The sequence below is a fragment of the Pseudomonas sp. UBA4617 genome (assembly GCF_002386445.1).
Taxonomy (GTDB): domain Bacteria; phylum Pseudomonadota; class Gammaproteobacteria; order Pseudomonadales; family Pseudomonadaceae; genus Aquipseudomonas.
Genome location: NZ_DGIR01000005.1, coordinates 1 through 15,263, shown reverse-complemented (window position 1 = coordinate 15,263; position 15,263 = coordinate 1). Strand labels below are relative to the sequence as shown.

Here is a 15,263-nt window from a genome sequence, read left to right as displayed (position 1 = left end):
ATGCGTCTCGACCGCTTCCTTGCCAACCTGCCCAGCTACAACCGCCAGCAAGTGCGTCTGATGCTGGCGCAACGCCGCGTGCGTGTGGACGGCCAGGCGACCAGCGACCCGCTGACCGAGGTTCGCGAGTTCAGCCGCGTCGAGCTGGACCAGCAGTTGCTGCAAGCCGGCCGCCCGGCGCGCTACCTGATGCTGCACAAGCCTGCGGGCTGCGTCAGTGCCACCCAGGACCCGCAGCATCGCACCGTGCTTGACCTGCTACCCGCTGCGCTGCGTGGAGACCTGCACATAGCTGGGCGCCTGGACTTCAACACTACGGGCCTGATGATCCTGACCAACGATGGCCAATGGTCACGGCGGCTTACCCAGCCCGCGACCAAGTTGCCCAAACACTACCTGGTGGAAACCGAGGACGAGATCGGCGAGCACTATGTGGCCAAATTCCGCGAGGGCTTCTACTTCGCCTTCGAGGATCTGACTACGCAACCTGCCCGGCTGGATATCCTGGGCCCGCGTCAGGCGCGGCTGACGATCGTCGAAGGGCGTTATCACCAGGTCAAGCGCATGTTCGGCCATTTCGACAACAAGGTGGTGGGGTTGCACCGTGAGCGCATGGGCGCCATCCACCTGGACCCGGGGTTGGCACCAGGGGCGTTTCGCGAGCTGACGGCGGATGAAATAGCCACGGTCTAGGCTGCGACAGGCAGTCCAGCATCGCCACACGACCGCTCAGCGAGAAAAGTCACATTTCCCCCCGAACGGCACTTGCAGGATCCGCTACCCGCTGCTTGAATCGAAAACGTCAGTCTGCACGTGACTACCAAGTCACACTTGTGGACGAAGACGCCTTTTGCCGGCCACCCAGAGCCTCGATGCCTTGGGGCACGGCAAATTGCCCGCCAAAAAACAACACCCGTCGACACACGTGCCAAGGATCGACACAGGGCCCCGGTTTCTCTTCAGGCAAATGCCTACCTGTCATAAAGAACGTGCACCCTAGGTGACGCGAATACCCTTTTTGCGCCAGGAGTCGATGAGATGAGGCCAGAAATTGCTGTACTTGATATCCAAGGTCAGTATCGGGTTTACACGGAGTTCTATCGCGCTGACGCGGCCGAAAAAACGATCATCCTGATCAACGGCTCGCTGGCCACCACCGCATCGTTCGCCCAGACGGTACGTAACCTGCACCCGCAGTTCAACGTGGTACTGTTCGACCAGCCCTACGCTGGCAAGTCCAAGCCGCACAACCGTCACGAACGCCTGATCAGCAAAGAGACCGAAGCGCATATCCTGCTGGAGCTGATCGAGCACTTCCAGGCAGACCACGTGATGTCGTTCTCGTGGGGTGGCGCAAGTACGTTGCTGGCGCTGGCGCACCGGCCGCGGCAGGTCAGGAAAGCGGTGGTGAGTTCGTTCTCGCCCGTGATCAACGAACCGATGCGCGACTATCTGGAGCGGGGCTGCCAGTACCTGGCCGCCTGTGATCGCTATCAGGTCGGCAACCTGGTCAACGACACCATTGGCAAGTACCTGCCGTCGCTGTTCAAGCGTTTCAACTACCGGCACGTCAGCAGCCTGGACAGCCACGAGTACGCGCAGATGCACTTCCACATCAATGAAGTGCTGCAGCATGACCTGGAACGGGCCCTGAACGGCGCGCGCCATATCGACATTCCGGTGCTGTTCATCAACGGCGAACGCGACGAGTACACCACCGTCGAAGATGCCCGGCAGTTCAGCAAGCATGTAGGCAGGAGCCAGTTCAGCGTGATACGTGAAGCTGGCCATTTCCTCGACATGGAACACAAGGCCGCTTCCGAAGACACCCGCAGTGTCCTGCTCAACTTCCTCAAGCCGACCATGCGCGAACCGCGTCAACACTACCAGCCGGTACAACAGGGGCAACATGCATTTGCCATTTGAGCGCCTTCGGCGCCCTGTAGCCGATACCCGCAGCTATGGGGTGCCGACAAGCTTTTTTATAACTCGGGCTTCTAATTCGTGGAGGGTTCTGGTAAAAAGCTCTGCGCAGACGCGGGTATAGTTTAGTGGCAAAACGAAAGCTTCCCAAGCTTTAGTTGAGGGTTCGATTCCCTCTACCCGCTCCACATCGCATTTCCGCATGCCGTTCCAGCAACGTCATCGCTGTCAAAAAGGGCCTCGGCTCCTTTTTTCGTTTCTGCTCTTCCTTGACTTGCACCATGGCCATTTGCCCGCTGATCCGCTTCAATGCGCAGAGGGTTCCGTGGAACATTTCGAAAGGACGACGCATGTTTCTCTCCCGCTGGCTACCGGGCCTTGCCAACCTGCTGCACTACCGCCGCGAGTGGTTCCACGCCGACCTGCAGGCCGGCCTGTCGGTGGCCGCGATCCAGATCCCGATCGCCATCGCCTACGCGCAGATCGTCGGCCTGCCGCCGCAGTACGGCCTGTACGCCTGTGTGCTGCCGATGATGGTCTACGCCCTGATCGGCAGCTCGCGCCAGTTGATGGTCGGCCCCGATGCCGCCACCTGCGCCATGATCGCCGGCGCCGTGGCACCATTGGCCATGGGCGAGCCGCAGCGGATTGCCGAGCTGTCGGTGATCGTCACCCTGCTGGTCGGGGTGATGCTGATTGCCGCAGGCCTGGCCCGGGCCGGGTTCATCGCCAGCTTCTTCTCGCGACCGATCCTGATCGGCTACCTCAACGGCATCGGCCTGAGCCTGATCGCCGGGCAACTGTCCAAGGTGGTGGGGTTCAGGATCGAAGGCGACGGATTCATTCTCAGCGTGATCGACTTTTTCCAACGCCTGGGGGAAATCCACTGGGTAACGCTCTTCATCGGCCTGAGCGCGCTGGGCCTGCTGATATGGCTGCCACGACGCTACCCGCGCCTGCCGGCGGCACTTACCGTCGTGGCGCTGTTCATGCTGCTGGTCGGCGTGTTCGGCCTCGACCGCTTCGGTGTCGCCATCCTAGGCCCGGTGCCCGCCGGCATGCCGCAACTGGCCTGGCCACACAGTAACCTGGCAGAAATGAAAAGCCTGCTGCGCGACGCCTTGGGTATCGCCACCGTCAGTTTCTGCAGCGCCATGCTCACTGCACGCAGCTTTGCCGCCCGGCATGGCTACGCCATCAATGCCAACCACGAATTCGTCGCCCTGGGCGTCAGCAACCTGGCTGCCGGAATGTCCCAGGGTTTCGCCATCAGCGGCGCCGACTCGCGTACCGCCGTCAACGACATGGTCGGTGGCAAAAGCCAGCTGGTGGGTATCATCGCCGCGCTGGTCATCGCCCTGATCCTGCTGCTGTTCACCGCGCCGATGGCGTGGATCCCGCAGGCCGCGCTGGGTGCCGTGTTGCTGATGGCCGGCTGGGGGTTGATCGACATCAGGTCGCTGGGGCACATCCGCCGCCTCAGCCGCTTCGAGTTCTGGCTGTGCCTGCTGACCACGGTGGGCGTGCTGGGCCTGGGCGTGCTGCCCGGCATCGTGTTTGCCGTGACCCTGGCGATCCTGCGCCTGCTGTACAGCATCTACCAACCCACCGACGCGGTGCTGGGCTGGCTGCCGGGCACCGAAGGCCAGGTGGACATCCGCAAGCACAAGGATGCGCACACCGTGCCAGGCCTGGTGGTATACCGCTTCGACGACGCGATCCTGTTCTTCAACGCCGACTACTTCAAGATGCGCTTGCTCGAAGCCGTGCAAAGCCAGGCACACCCCAAGGCCGTGCTGTTCGATGCCGAAGCGGTCACCAGCATTGATGTCAGCGGCATCGCCGCCCTGCGTGAGGTACGCGACACCCTGGCAGCCCAGGGCATCCTGTTTGCGATCGCCAGGGCCCGCGGCACCTTCCTGCGCATGCTGGTGCGCTCGGGAATGGCACGGGAGATGGAAGACCAGCTGCTGTTCGGTTCGGTCCGGGCGGGCATCCGCGCGTACAGGGTGTGGCGTAACCGCAATCGCCGTGTGCAGGTGGCTGCGCAAGGTTGAACCGTCGAGTGGCTGCTGCCGGCGACAGGGCCGGTACAAGCTACACAGCGTGCAGGACATGCTAAAGTCGCCCCCGTTCCCGCTCCACCCAACGGACCCCAGCATGCCCGCACTCGACGCCGCCCTCACCCCCTGGCCAGCCCTCGCCGCCCGCCATCCCTGTGACGCCCTGCTGCTGGGCAATGGCCTCAGCCGGGCGCTGTGGAAGCCGTTCGGCTACTTCTCGCTGTTCGAGGAAGCGCAGCGCGCCGGCCGCAAGAAAGGCCTGGCCGTCAGCGACCAGGCCCTGTTCAAGTCGTTGGGCACGGAACTGTTCGAGCCCGTGCTCAGCACCCTCAACACCACAGTACGGGCCAATGCCGCGCTGGCCATCAATTCCACTGCGCCGCTGAACCGCTACTACTCGATCAAGGAAGCGCTGATCCACGCCGTTCGCACCGTCCATCTGCCGTGGCCACGCATGCCGGTCGCCACCCTGGCAGCGCTCAACCAGGCCCTGCGCGGCTACCGCAGCATCTATACCAGCAACTACGACCTGCTGCTGCCATGGGCCGTGCAACACGCACCTGACGGCTTCGCCGAACTGTTCGACGAGCAAGGTTTCTTCGACGTGCGTTGCACCCACAGTGAGGGCCCCCGGCTGCTGTACCTGCACGGCGGCCTGCACCTGCTCAAGCTGCCCGACGGCAGCACCCGCCAGCGCAGCGCCGACAGCGCCGAACTGCTCGAAGGCTTTGCCGTGAACATCCCCGGCGAAGTACCGCTGTTCGTCAACGAAGACCGCAGCGACGAGAAACTGCGCGCGATCCGCAACTCGGACTACCTGAGCTGGTGCCTGGGGCAACTGGCCCGGGAAAGCCAGGGGCTGTGCCTGTTCGGGCAGCATCTGGACAGCACTGACCAGCACCTGCTCGAAGCCATTCGGCAAGCCAGGCCGAAGCAGCTGGCGGTGGCAATACGGCCATTGAGCGAGGCTTCGGTGATCAACCAGAAGCAGCATTTCGTCGATCGGTTGGGGGATTTGCCTGGCACGGATCTGCATTTCTTCGATGCCGGTACGCATCCGTTGGGTGACGCGGAATTGGCGACAGGGTTGCCGTCAACCCGCTGACCACACGCCCCTCAGGGCGCCGATGCGGTCGTCACCTGCACCACCGGGCCCACCGCAACGGGCTCTGCCACTGCTGCATTGCCGCCCAACTGGCGAATCTGCCGCACCTGCTGGACCCTGTTCAGGTTTTCCCAGGCGCGCAACGGTTCGATTGGGCTGCGGAAAAACTGTAGAGCGCACTTGCGCGGGTATTGCACAGCGCATTACCCAATACGCCGTTTCACAGCCCCGCTGACCGATCATGCGCCCGGCAGTAACCCGTCCGCCCGCAACAAGGTCTCCAGGCAGTGCTCCTGCACCCCATAGAACGCCTTGAGCTGGCCGATCTTCTCCAGCAATGCCGTGTTTTCCGCCACCTGCCGCCGCTTCACCGCAAGAATCATCTTGTTCTTGTTGGTGTGCTCCAGCGAGATGAACTCGAACACCTTGGTTTCATAGCCGCAGGCTTCCAGGTACAGCGCGCGCAGGCTGTCGGTCAGCATTTCGGCCTGCTGGCCCAGGTGCAGGCCGTACTGCAGCATCGGTTGCAACAACCCCGGGCTGTGCAGCTGCGGGCGGATCTGCTTGTGGCAGCACGGCGAGCACATGATGATCGCGGCGTCACAGCGAATGCCGGTATGGATGGCGTAGTCGGTGGCAATGTCGCAGGCATGCAGGGCGATCATCACGTCGATGGCCTCCGGCACCACGCTGCGGACATCGCCACACTGGAACTCCAGGCCGGGATGTTCCAGGCGCGAGGCGGCGGCATTGCACAGGTCGACCATGTCCTGGCGCAGTTCAACCCCGGTCACCTGGGCTTCGCGGCCCAGGTTGTTGCGCAGGTAATCGTGCATGGCGAAGGTCAGGTAGCCCTTGCCAGAACCGAAATCGGCCACCCGCAGCGCCTGCTCTGCGGCCACCGGCGCGCTGGCCAGGGCATGGTCGAAGACCTCGATGAACTTGTTGATCTGCTTCCACTTGCGCGACATGGACGGAATCAGCGCGCCTTGCCCGTCGGTCACGCCCAGGTCACGCAGAAATGGCCGCGACAGCTCCAGGTAGCGCTTCTTCTCGCGGTCATGGCCGCTGCTGGCCGCCTCGCGTGGCGCCTGCGCGCCGTGGCGCTGGAGCATGGCTTTGCCCTTCTTGCTGAAGGTCAGCTGCACTTCGCCGTCGCCGTCGAACAGGTGGGCGTTGCGGAAGCTGCCCGGCAGCAGTTCGGCAACCAGTGCCTGGGCCTGCTCCAGCGCCAGGTTACGGGTGATGTCACGGGTCTGGTGGCGATAGACCAGCGACAGGCACGCCTGGCCCTTGACCTGCAGCGGCTTGGCAATGATCCGTTGCAGGGTCTGGTCGGTACCGACATGCCGCGCCAGCACCAGTTTGACCAGGGTCTTGCCCTGCAGGGCGGTGTTCAGCAGGTCGAGAAACTGGGCGCGGGCATCCGGCGCGGCGGGGGAGGAAGGACTGGCGGACATGGGAAAGCGGTGCCTCGGATAGCGGGAAGCGCAGGGCGCAATGCGCGCATTCTACAGGGTGGTACCGATCCTGTGGGAACACGGACTGGCGGCGAGTCCCCCATCAATCGAGAATCACCAGGCGATTAGGTAGCTCATTGCGTGCATGGGTCGGCGGCACATGTTCGCTGAGCAGTTCGCCGCACGCGTCGATGCACTCGACAAAGCCCTGCAAAGTCCGCCCCTGGCGCACCTGCTCGGCAAGCCGGGCGACGATGGCCGCGCGGGCCGTGGCATCCAGGCAGTGCTCGATACCGCGGTCGACCAGGATCTCGACATGCCGCTCCGCCTCGCAGACGAAGATCAGCACCCCCGTCGCACCTGCCGTGCGCTGCAGGTTCTGTTCGCGAAACTGCTGTCGGGCCAGGCGCGACGCTCGCCAACGGCGCAGCGCGCGGGGGATCAGCCAGCCGGCCAGGCGCGGGTTACGCAGCAACAGGCACAAGCCGACGAACAGCACCACGTTGGCCACCAGCAAGCCGCGCCCCCCGGGCCAGCCCAGCAGCCAGTGCAGCAGGCCCGGCACGACCAGCGCCAGCACCGCCGCCCAGAACAGAGGCCAATAGGCGTAATCGTCGGCACGCCGGGCCAGCACCGTCACCAGTTCGGCATCGGTGCGCCTTTCGGCACGGGCAATGGCTTCGGCAACCAGCCGCTGATGGTATTCGTCAAGGGGAGTCATGCCGTCGGTCTCTTGCGCATTCTTATAGTTGTTGTCCCGGCATTCGGGGCTTCGTCCGCTGGCGACAGATTCAGGCATAATCCGCCGCAGGAAAATATGCTTGCGAATCGTACAACAATAGCCGCCTGAAAACCTCGGCCGCGCGCGTATCACTGTCGATACGGCAGAGGCCCCAAAACGGAATTGATGATGAAACTGTCTTTGCTGGGCCTGGCCATGGGCCTTGCCAGTCAGGCGGCCCTCGCCGCCCCCTCCGCTCCGCCCCTGCAGGACAAGCAGGCGTTCATCGACCATCTGATCAGCCAGATGACCGAAGCCGAGAAAATCGGCCAGTTGCGTCTGATCAGCATTGGTCCGGAAATGCCCAGGGAGAAGATCCGCGAGGAAATTGCCGCCGGGCGCATCGGCGGTACCTTCAACTCGCGCACCGCACCGGAAAACCGCCCCATGCAGGACGCGGCCATGCGCAGCCGGCTGAAGATCCCGATGTTCTTCGCCTACGACACCGTCCACGGCGAGCGCACCATTTTCCCGATCGGCCTGGGCATGGCCGCGACCTGGGACATGGACGCCGTGGCCAAGGTAGGCCGCACGGCCGCTATCGAAGCAGCGGCCGACGCCCTCGACATGACCTTTGCACCGATGGTCGACATCGCCCGCGACCCACGCTGGGGCCGCACCAGCGAAGGCTTTGGCGAGGACACCTACCTGACTTCGAAGATCGGCCAGGTAATGGTCCGCTCGTTCCAGGGCAGCAGCCCGGCCAACCCCGACAGCATCATGGCCATCGTCAAGCACTTCGCCCTGTACGGCGCCGTGGAAGGCGGGCGCGACTACAACACGGTCGATATGAGCCTGCCGAAGATGTACAACGATTACCTGCCGCCCTACCGCGCCGCGCTGGACGCCGGTGCTGGCGGGGTGATGGTGGCGCTGAACTCGATCAACGGCGTGCCAGCCACCTCCAACACCTGGCTGATGAATGACCTGCTGCGCAAGGAGTGGGGCTTCAAGGGTGTGACCATCAGCGACCACGGCGCCATCGAGGAGCTGATTCGCCACGGCGTCGCCCGCGACGGTCGCGAAGCCGCCAAGCTGGCGATCAAGGCCGGCGTCGACATGAGCATGAACGACACGCTGTACGGTGAAGAGCTGCCAGGCTTGTTGAAGTCCGGCGAGGTGACCCAGCGCGAACTCGACCAGGCGGTGCGCGAAGTGCTGGGTGCCAAGTACGACATGGGCCTGTTCAAGGACCCATACGTGCGCATCGGCAAGGCCGAAAGCGACCTCAAGGACTATTACGGCAACGACCGCCTGCACCGCGAAGCCGCGCGTGACGTGGCGCGTCGCAGCCTGGTGCTGCTGGAAAACCGCAACCAGACCCTGCCGCTGAAAAAGGCCGGCACCATTGCCCTGGTCGGCCCATTGGCCGATGCGCCGATCGACATGATGGGCAGCTGGGCAGCTGACGGCCAACCCAAGCACTCGGTGACCGTACGCGAAGGCCTGCGCCGCGCCGTCGAAGGCAAGGCCAGGCTGGTCTATGCCAAGGGTTCCAACATCACCGGCGACAAGGCGATATTCGATTACCTGAACTTCCTCAACTTCGATGCCCCGGAAATCGTCGATGACCCACGGCCGCCTGCGGTGCTGATCGACGAAGCGGTGAAGGCGGCGCAGCAGTCCGACGTGGTAATCGCAGTAGTCGGCGAATCGCGCGGCATGTCCCACGAGTCGTCGAGCCGCACCACCCTGGAAATCCCGGCCAGCCAGCGTGAGCTGATCAAGGCCCTGAAAGCCACCGGCAAACCGCTGGTGCTGGTGCTGATGAACGGCCGTCCGCTGTCGATCAGCTGGGAGCGTGAGCAGGCTGATGCAATTCTCGAAACCTGGTTCGCCGGTACCGAAGGCGGCAATGCGATTGCCGACGTGCTGTTCGGTGACTACAACCCGTCCGGCAAACTGGCCATCACCTTCCCGCGCTCGGTCGGGCAGATCCCGATGTACTACAACCACACCCGTATCGGCCGCCCCTTCACCCCGGGCAAGCCCGGCAACTATACCTCGCAGTACTTCGAGGAACCCAACGGCCCGCTGTATCCCTTCGGTTATGGCCTGAGCTACAGCAGCTTCGAGCTGTCGGGCCTGAAGCTGTCGAGCAAGGACCTCAAGCGTGGCGACACGCTGCAGGCCCAGGTGACGGTGAAGAACACTGGCAAGCTGGCAGGCGAGACCGTGGTGCAGCTGTACCTGCAGGATGTGTCGGCGTCGATGAGCCGGCCGGTCAAGGAGCTGAAGAACTTCCAGAAACTCATGCTCAAGCCGGGCGAGTCGCGCACCTTGAGCTTCCGCATCAGCGAGGAAGACCTGAAGTTCTACAATGGCCAGCTGCAGCGGGTGGCCGAGCCAGGCGAGTTCAATGTCCAGGTGGGGCTGGACTCCCAGGCGGTGCAGCAGCAGAGTTTTCAACTGCTGTAACTGAGTCGCCTGTGCCGGCCCTTTCGCGGGTAACCCCGCGAAACGGGCCGGCCCCGATATCCAATCACCCGGATCCACCCCATGCCCTTTTCCTTTCGCGCCCTGCGTCTGGGGCTGATCACGCTGCTGATCGTGCTGGGCACCGCCCTCAGCGCCGGCTGGGCCATGCACCAGGCCAAGCGCCAGGCCATGGCCGCCGACGCGCGGCGCGCCAGCCAGCAGCTGGGCCTGTATGCCAATGCCCTGCACACCCTGATTGACCGTTATCGCGCGTTGCCCGCCGTGCTTGCGCTGGACCCGGAGCTGATCGCCGCCCTGCAGGGCCCGGTCAGCGAACCGCTGCAGCACGCCCTGAACCGCAAGCTCGAGCGTATCAATGGCGCGGCCAACTCCTCCACCCTCGAACTGCTCGACCGCACCGGCCTGGCCATCGCTGCCAGCAACTGGCGCCTGCCCAGCAGCTACGTGGGTTCCAACTACGGCTTCCGGCCCTACTTCAAGCAAGCCCGCAGCCAGGGCAGTGGCCGCTTCTACGCCGTCGGGGTGACCAGCGGAGTACCGGGCTACTTCCTCGCCAGCGCAGTGAATGATGAGCACGGCCGCTTCCTTGGCGCGATGGTGGTGAAGCTGGAGTTTCCCGAACTGGAACGCGAGTGGCGCCAGGGCAGCGACATCCTGCTGGTCAGCGACGCCCGCGGCATCACTTTCATCGCCAACCAGGACGGCTGGCGCTACCGCGAGCTGCAGCCGCTTGGCGGCGCCGATCGCGCCGAGCTGGCCGAAACCCGTCAGTACGACAAGCAACCCCTGGTGCCGCTACAGCATGAGGTGCTGACCCGCTTTGCCGAAAACAGCACCCTCAGCCGCGTGCACGGCCCGGCGGGCACTGGTGAATACCTGTGGGAAAGCCTGCCGCTGGGCAGTGAGGCCTGGACCTTGCACCTGCTGCGCAAGCCACAGGTAGTGGCCGACGGCCGTAATGCGGCGCTGGCCGCCGCCGCCGTGTGGCTGAGCCTGGTTTTCGCCGCGCTGTTCCTCAGCCAGCGCCTGCGCCTGGCTCGCCTGCGCCAGCGCAGCCGGGAAGAACTCAAGCGTCAGGTCGAAGAACGCACCCGCGAGCTGCGCACGGCCCAGGAGGGCCTGGTGCAGTCGGCCAAGCTGGCCGCCCTGGGGCAGATGTCGGCGGCCATGGCCCATGAGATCAACCAGCCGCTGACCACCCAGCGCATGCAACTGGAAACCCTGCGCCTGCTGCTCGATCATGGCCGCTACGACGAAGCGCGCCGAGCCCTGGAACCGCTGGAGCAGATGCTCACGCGCATGGCTGCGCTCACCGGCCACCTGAAAACCTTCGCCCGCAATAGCCCGGTCGGGCTGCGCGAGCGCCTCGACCTTGCCACCGTGGTCGACCAGGCTCTGCACCTGCTGGACGCGCGAATGCGCAGCGAAGCTGTGGAAGTGGCCCTGTACCTGGCGCGCCCGGCCTGGGTACGCGGTGATGCCATTCGCCTCGAGCAGGTGCTGATCAACCTGCTGCGCAACGCCCTCGACGCCATGGCCGACAAACGCTACAAACGCCTGGAGATCCGCATCGAGCCCGACGGCGAGCTGTGGCGCCTGAGCGTGCTGGATTCCGGCGGCGGCATTGACGAGGCCAACCTGGCCAAGGTCTTCGACCCATTCTTCACCACCAAGCCGGTGGGTGAAGGCCTGGGACTCGGCCTGGCCATTTCCTATGGCATCGTCCACGAGGCAGGTGGCCAACTGCAGGCCGAAAACCTGCCCGGCGGTGCGCGCCTCAGCCTTACCCTGCCCCGAGACCTGGAGCCTGTATGTTGAATTCGGTGATGGTTGTCGACGATGAAGCCAGTATCCGCACGGCGGTCGAACAATGGCTGAGCCTGTCCGGCTTCAGCGTGCAGTTGTTCGCCCGCGCCGAAGAATGCCTGGCACACCTGCCACGGCACTTTCCCGGGGTGGTCGTCAGCGATGTGCGCATGCCCGGCATGGATGGCCTGCAACTGCTCGAACGCCTGCAGGCCGACGACCCCGACCTGCCGGTAATCCTGCTGACCGGCCACGGCGACGTGCCCATGGCAGTGGAAGCCATGCGCAGCGGGGCCTACGACTTTCTGGAAAAACCCTTCACCCCGCAACACCTGCTGGGCAGCCTGCGCCGGGCCCTGGAAAAACGCCAGCTGGTGCTGGAGAACCGCAGGCTGCACGAGCAGGCCGACCTCAAGTCACGCCTGGAAGGCACGCTGCTGGGGATGTCCCAGGGCCTGCAACAGCTGCGTCGGCAAGTGCTGGACCTGGCCAACCTGCCAGTCAATGTACTGATCCGTGGCGAAACCGGCAGCGGCAAGGAGCGCGTGGCCCGTTGCCTGCACGATTTCGGCCCACGCGCGGGCAAGCCGTTCGTAGCCCTCAATTGCGCGGCCATCCCCGAAACGCTGTTCGAAGCCGAACTGTTCGGTCATGAAAGCGGCGCCTTCACCGGTGCCCAGGGCAAACGCATCGGTAAACTGGAATACGCCAACGGTGGCACCGTATTCCTCGACGAAATCGAGAGCATGCCACTGGCGCAGCAGGCCAAGCTGTTGCGGGTCATCCAGGAGCAGAAGCTGGAGCGGCTCGGGGCCAACCAGAGCATCACCGTGGATTTGCGCATCATCGCCGCGACCAAGCCCGACCTGCTTGAGGAAGCCCGCGCCGGGCGTTTCCGGGAAGACCTGGCCTATCGCCTGAACGTGGCCGAGCTGCGCCTGACGCCGCTGCGTGAGCGGCGTGAGGATATCCCACTGCTGTTCGAGCACATTGCCCGTGCCGCCGCGGAAAAACTTGGCCGTGTGACGCCGCCCTTGTCGGGCGTGCAACTGGCGCAGTTGCTGGCGCATGACTGGCCGGGCAATGTGCGCGAACTGGCCAATGCGGCGGAACGCCACGCCTTGGGGCTGGGCTCGCCGAGCAGCGAGGCGGCGCCGGCCGGGCAATCGTTGGGCGCGCAGATGGAGGCGTTCGAGGCGCAATGCCTGCGGGCGGCGCTGCGCCAGCATGGCGGCGAGATCAAGGCAGTGATGGAGGCGTTGCAGTTGCCCCGGCGCACCCTTAACGAGAAGATGCAGCGGCACGGGTTGGTGCGTGAGGACTTTATCGGGCGGGAATGAGCGGAAATCCGCTTATCGACTTGTGCGCATAAGCAAAAAACCGCTCACGGCGAGTTGTTTTTGCGGCTGCGTTGCAGCCCTTGATGAGCCCGCCCGCGTCCACATGAAAAACGCGCACCCAAGCGTGACGCGGTCTTCGCAGGAGCGGGCAGGCCCGCGAAGGGCCAAGCGCCCCGATCTGGATCAGCACGCCCCCATTTGGCACACCTTCTGCAATTGCCTGTGCAAGTCGCGTTTCGGCGCGCTCCACAAAAACAACGAGAAGGTATCCCCTGATGGATAACGCCACCACCCTGCCCGCCGGGGCGGCCACTGCGCCCGCCGCGGAAAAAACCACCGCCAGCCGCCTGAAGTCGATCTTCAGCGGGTCCATCGGCAACATGGTCGAATGGTACGACTGGTACGTCTACGCAGCATTCTCGCTGTACTTCGCCAAGGCCTTCTTCCCGGCCGGCGACGCCACCGCACAACTGCTCAATACCGCCGCGATCTTCGCCGTGGGCTTCCTCATGCGCCCGATCGGTGGCTGGCTGATGGGCCTGTACGCCGACCGCAAAGGCCGCAAGGCCGCGCTGATGGCCTCGGTGCTGCTGATGTGTGCCGGCTCGCTGGTCATCGCCCTTACCCCGGGCTACGAAACCATTGGTGTCGCCGCGCCAATCCTGCTGGTCGTCGCACGTCTGATGCAGGGCCTGTCGGTGGGCGGCGAATACGGCACCTCGGCCACCTACCTCAGCGAGATGGCCAGCAAGAACCGCCGTGGCTTCTTCTCCAGCTTCCAGTACGTGACGCTGATCTCCGGCCAGCTCATCGCCCTGGCGGTACTGATCGTCCTGCAGCAGACCCTGACCACCGAGCAACTGTATGCCTGGGGCTGGCGCGTACCCTTCGTGATCGGTGCGCTGTGCGCCGTGGTGGCCCTGTACCTGCGTCGCGGCATGGAAGAAACCGCCTCCTTCACCAAGAAGGAAAAGGCCAAGGAAAGCCTGATGCGCACCCTGCTGCGGCATCCCAAGGAGCTGATGACCGTGGTCGGCCTGACTATGGGCGGCACCCTGGCCTTCTACACCTATACCACCTACATGCAGAAATACCTGGTCAACACCGTGGGCATGAGTATCAGCGACTCGACCACCATCTCGGCCGCCACGCTGTTCCTGTTCATGTGCTTGCAGCCGGTGATCGGCGGGCTGTCCGACAAGATCGGCCGTCGCCCGATCCTGATCGCCTTCGGGGTACTCGGCACCCTGTTCACCGTACCGATCCTCAGCACCCTGCACACCATCCAGACCTGGTGGGGCGCGTTCTTCCTGATCATGGCCGCACTGATCATCGTCAGCGGTTATACCTCGATCAACGCCGTGGTCAAAGCCGAGCTGTTCCCCACCGAAATCCGCGCCCTGGGCGTGGGCCTGCCGTACGCCCTGACCGTGTCGATCTTCGGCGGCACCGCCGAGTACGTGGCCCTGTGGTTCAAGAGCATTGGCATGGAAAGCGGCTTCTACTGGTATGTCACCGCCTGCATCGCCTGCTCGCTGCTGGTATACGCAACCATGAAAGACACCAAGCAGCACTCGCGGATTACCACCGAATGAGCGTGAGCTTGCCGTAATGAAGAAGGGCGCACCGTTGGCGGGGCGCCCTTCTTCGTTCGTCACTCACCATGCACCGACCTTTCATCACCCAGTTCTGCACATCTCCAACGCCTGACGCGGTACACGGCGCTGACCATCGAGCGCTGGCGCTGCGGATCAGCAGGGCGCCGTCGGCCAAGCCGAGCTCCGAATCGTCTGCCAGGTAATCGCCCAAGGCAGTACCAGCCCGGTAGAACAGCTCGCCCTTGCTGATGCGGGTGGCCTCCAGCGGGTTACCGCTCAGGCGCCGGGCCAGGCGCTTTTCTTTTTTAACGTCCCATTAATTCTTCCCTTCCAAGCTGCAATGGCTGCCAAGGCGTTGCCGCGAAGACAGCGCCTCAAGGGGGCATGAACACTGCCTGCTCACACTGTGTGCACCTCAACACATCGAATAAGTAGATACTTGAACGCTATTTTTTGCGCTTTTTTATCTAATTAGTAGGCGTAGCATTAACCCTATGGAAACAACCAACTTCTCGAACCCACTGGAGCAACGATCATGAAAAACCAACTGATTCTCTCCCTGGCCCTCTCGGTTTTCGCTGCTGGCGCCTTCGCCGAAGATGGCTTCGACCGCACCAGCGCTCACACCTTCGCAGCGGCACAGAGCCAATCCGCGACCTACGCTGAAGATGGTTTCGACCGTACTGGTGGCCAGCGCTTCGCTGAAGATGGTTTCGACCGTACTGGTGGCCAGCGCTTCGCCGAAGAT

General features: G+C 63.9%; 12 protein-coding genes and 1 tRNA gene. 10 read left to right on the top strand and 3 right to left on the bottom strand.

Annotation, left to right across the window (positions count from 1 at the left end; translation table 11 throughout):
- From B4L76_RS01120 to B4L76_RS01110, 3 genes are all read left to right on the top strand, one after another.
- Window positions 1-693: a pseudouridine synthase gene (locus B4L76_RS01120; protein ID WP_296229912.1), complete on the top strand. Its 693-nt coding sequence runs from the start codon at window positions 1-3 to the stop codon at window positions 691-693.
- Between the two features lie 345 nt (window positions 694-1,038).
- The gene (locus tag B4L76_RS01115) at window positions 1,039-1,926 is read left to right on the top strand and encodes an alpha/beta fold hydrolase (protein WP_296229911.1); all 888 of its coding nucleotides are present in this window, start codon (window positions 1,039-1,041) and stop codon (window positions 1,924-1,926) included.
- Between the two features lie 111 nt (window positions 1,927-2,037).
- A tRNA-Gly gene (locus B4L76_RS01110) sits at window positions 2,038-2,111 on the top strand.
- Here the strand turns inward: B4L76_RS01110 and B4L76_RS01105 are convergent.
- The gene (locus B4L76_RS01105) at window positions 2,078-2,275 is read right to left on the bottom strand and encodes a hypothetical protein (RefSeq protein ID WP_296229909.1); all 198 of its coding nucleotides are present in this window, start codon (window positions 2,273-2,275) and stop codon (window positions 2,078-2,080) included. The two genes, B4L76_RS01110 and B4L76_RS01105, sit on opposite strands and share 34 nt — an antisense overlap.
- On the opposite strand from B4L76_RS01105, the gene B4L76_RS01100 reads away from it, so the two are divergent.
- Window positions 2,274-3,980, top strand: coding sequence for a SulP family inorganic anion transporter (locus B4L76_RS01100; RefSeq protein WP_296229907.1), 1,707 nt, complete (start codon window positions 2,274-2,276; stop codon window positions 3,978-3,980). The genes B4L76_RS01105 and B4L76_RS01100 overlap by 2 nt on opposite strands.
- Window positions 3,981-4,083: 103 nt before the next feature.
- Window positions 4,084-5,091: a DUF4917 family protein gene (locus B4L76_RS01095; protein WP_296229904.1), complete on the top strand. Its 1,008-nt coding sequence runs from the start codon at window positions 4,084-4,086 to the stop codon at window positions 5,089-5,091.
- A 239-nt stretch (window positions 5,092-5,330) separates the two neighbouring features.
- On the opposite strand, the gene B4L76_RS01090 is transcribed toward B4L76_RS01095, so the two are convergent.
- Both B4L76_RS01090 and B4L76_RS01085 read right to left on the bottom strand, forming a co-directional pair.
- Window positions 5,331-6,551, bottom strand: coding sequence for a class I SAM-dependent methyltransferase (locus B4L76_RS01090; RefSeq protein ID WP_296229902.1), 1,221 nt, complete (start codon window positions 6,549-6,551; stop codon window positions 5,331-5,333).
- A 103-nt stretch (window positions 6,552-6,654) separates the two neighbouring features.
- Window positions 6,655-7,272, bottom strand: coding sequence for a TPM domain-containing protein (locus B4L76_RS01085; RefSeq protein ID WP_296229901.1), 618 nt, complete (start codon window positions 7,270-7,272; stop codon window positions 6,655-6,657).
- A 186-nt stretch (window positions 7,273-7,458) separates the two neighbouring features.
- Between B4L76_RS01085 and bglX the strand changes: the two genes are divergently transcribed.
- From bglX to B4L76_RS01060, 5 genes are all read left to right on the top strand, one after another.
- Window positions 7,459-9,750: a beta-glucosidase BglX gene (gene bglX, locus B4L76_RS01080; RefSeq protein ID WP_296229900.1), complete on the top strand. Its 2,292-nt coding sequence runs from the start codon at window positions 7,459-7,461 to the stop codon at window positions 9,748-9,750.
- 81 nt (window positions 9,751-9,831) lie between these two features.
- Window positions 9,832-11,589, top strand: a complete 1,758-nt coding sequence (locus B4L76_RS01075; protein WP_296229899.1) for an ATP-binding protein — start codon at window positions 9,832-9,834, stop codon at window positions 11,587-11,589.
- Complete coding sequence (locus B4L76_RS01070; RefSeq protein ID WP_296229898.1) at window positions 11,583-12,917, top strand: sigma-54-dependent transcriptional regulator; 1,335 nt, start codon at window positions 11,583-11,585, stop codon at window positions 12,915-12,917. The genes B4L76_RS01075 and B4L76_RS01070 overlap by 7 nt, the downstream gene beginning before the upstream one ends.
- A gap of 275 nt (window positions 12,918-13,192) precedes the next feature.
- Complete coding sequence (locus B4L76_RS01065) at window positions 13,193-14,512, top strand: MFS transporter (protein ID WP_296229896.1); 1,320 nt, start codon at window positions 13,193-13,195, stop codon at window positions 14,510-14,512.
- Window positions 14,513-15,050: 538 nt separating this feature from the next.
- A partial coding sequence (locus B4L76_RS01060; protein ID WP_296229895.1) for a heme utilization protein occupies window positions 15,051-15,263 on the top strand: 213 nt, incomplete at its 3' end.

What these genes read in the sequence shown, in the direction of transcription:
- B4L76_RS01085 (WP_296229901.1), bottom strand. Translation starts at nt 7,272, where the DNA reads ATGACTCCCCTTGACGAATACCATCAGCGGCTGGTTGCCGAAGCCATT.
- B4L76_RS01070 (WP_296229898.1), top strand. Translation starts at nt 11,583, where the DNA reads ATGTTGAATTCGGTGATGGTTGTCGACGATGAAGCCAGTATCCGCACG.
- B4L76_RS01120 (WP_296229912.1), top strand. Translation starts at nt 1, where the DNA reads ATGCGTCTCGACCGCTTCCTTGCCAACCTGCCCAGCTACAACCGCCAG.
- B4L76_RS01075 (WP_296229899.1), top strand. Translation starts at nt 9,832, where the DNA reads ATGCCCTTTTCCTTTCGCGCCCTGCGTCTGGGGCTGATCACGCTGCTG.
- bglX (WP_296229900.1), top strand. Translation starts at nt 7,459, where the DNA reads ATGATGAAACTGTCTTTGCTGGGCCTGGCCATGGGCCTTGCCAGTCAG.
- B4L76_RS01095 (WP_296229904.1), top strand. Translation starts at nt 4,084, where the DNA reads ATGCCCGCACTCGACGCCGCCCTCACCCCCTGGCCAGCCCTCGCCGCC.
- B4L76_RS01115 (WP_296229911.1), top strand. Translation starts at nt 1,039, where the DNA reads ATGAGGCCAGAAATTGCTGTACTTGATATCCAAGGTCAGTATCGGGTT.
- B4L76_RS01105 (WP_296229909.1), bottom strand. Translation starts at nt 2,275, where the DNA reads ATGCGTCGTCCTTTCGAAATGTTCCACGGAACCCTCTGCGCATTGAAG.
- B4L76_RS01065 (WP_296229896.1), top strand. Translation starts at nt 13,193, where the DNA reads ATGGATAACGCCACCACCCTGCCCGCCGGGGCGGCCACTGCGCCCGCC.
- B4L76_RS01100 (WP_296229907.1), top strand. Translation starts at nt 2,274, where the DNA reads ATGTTTCTCTCCCGCTGGCTACCGGGCCTTGCCAACCTGCTGCACTAC.
- B4L76_RS01090 (WP_296229902.1), bottom strand. Translation starts at nt 6,551, where the DNA reads ATGTCCGCCAGTCCTTCCTCCCCCGCCGCGCCGGATGCCCGCGCCCAG.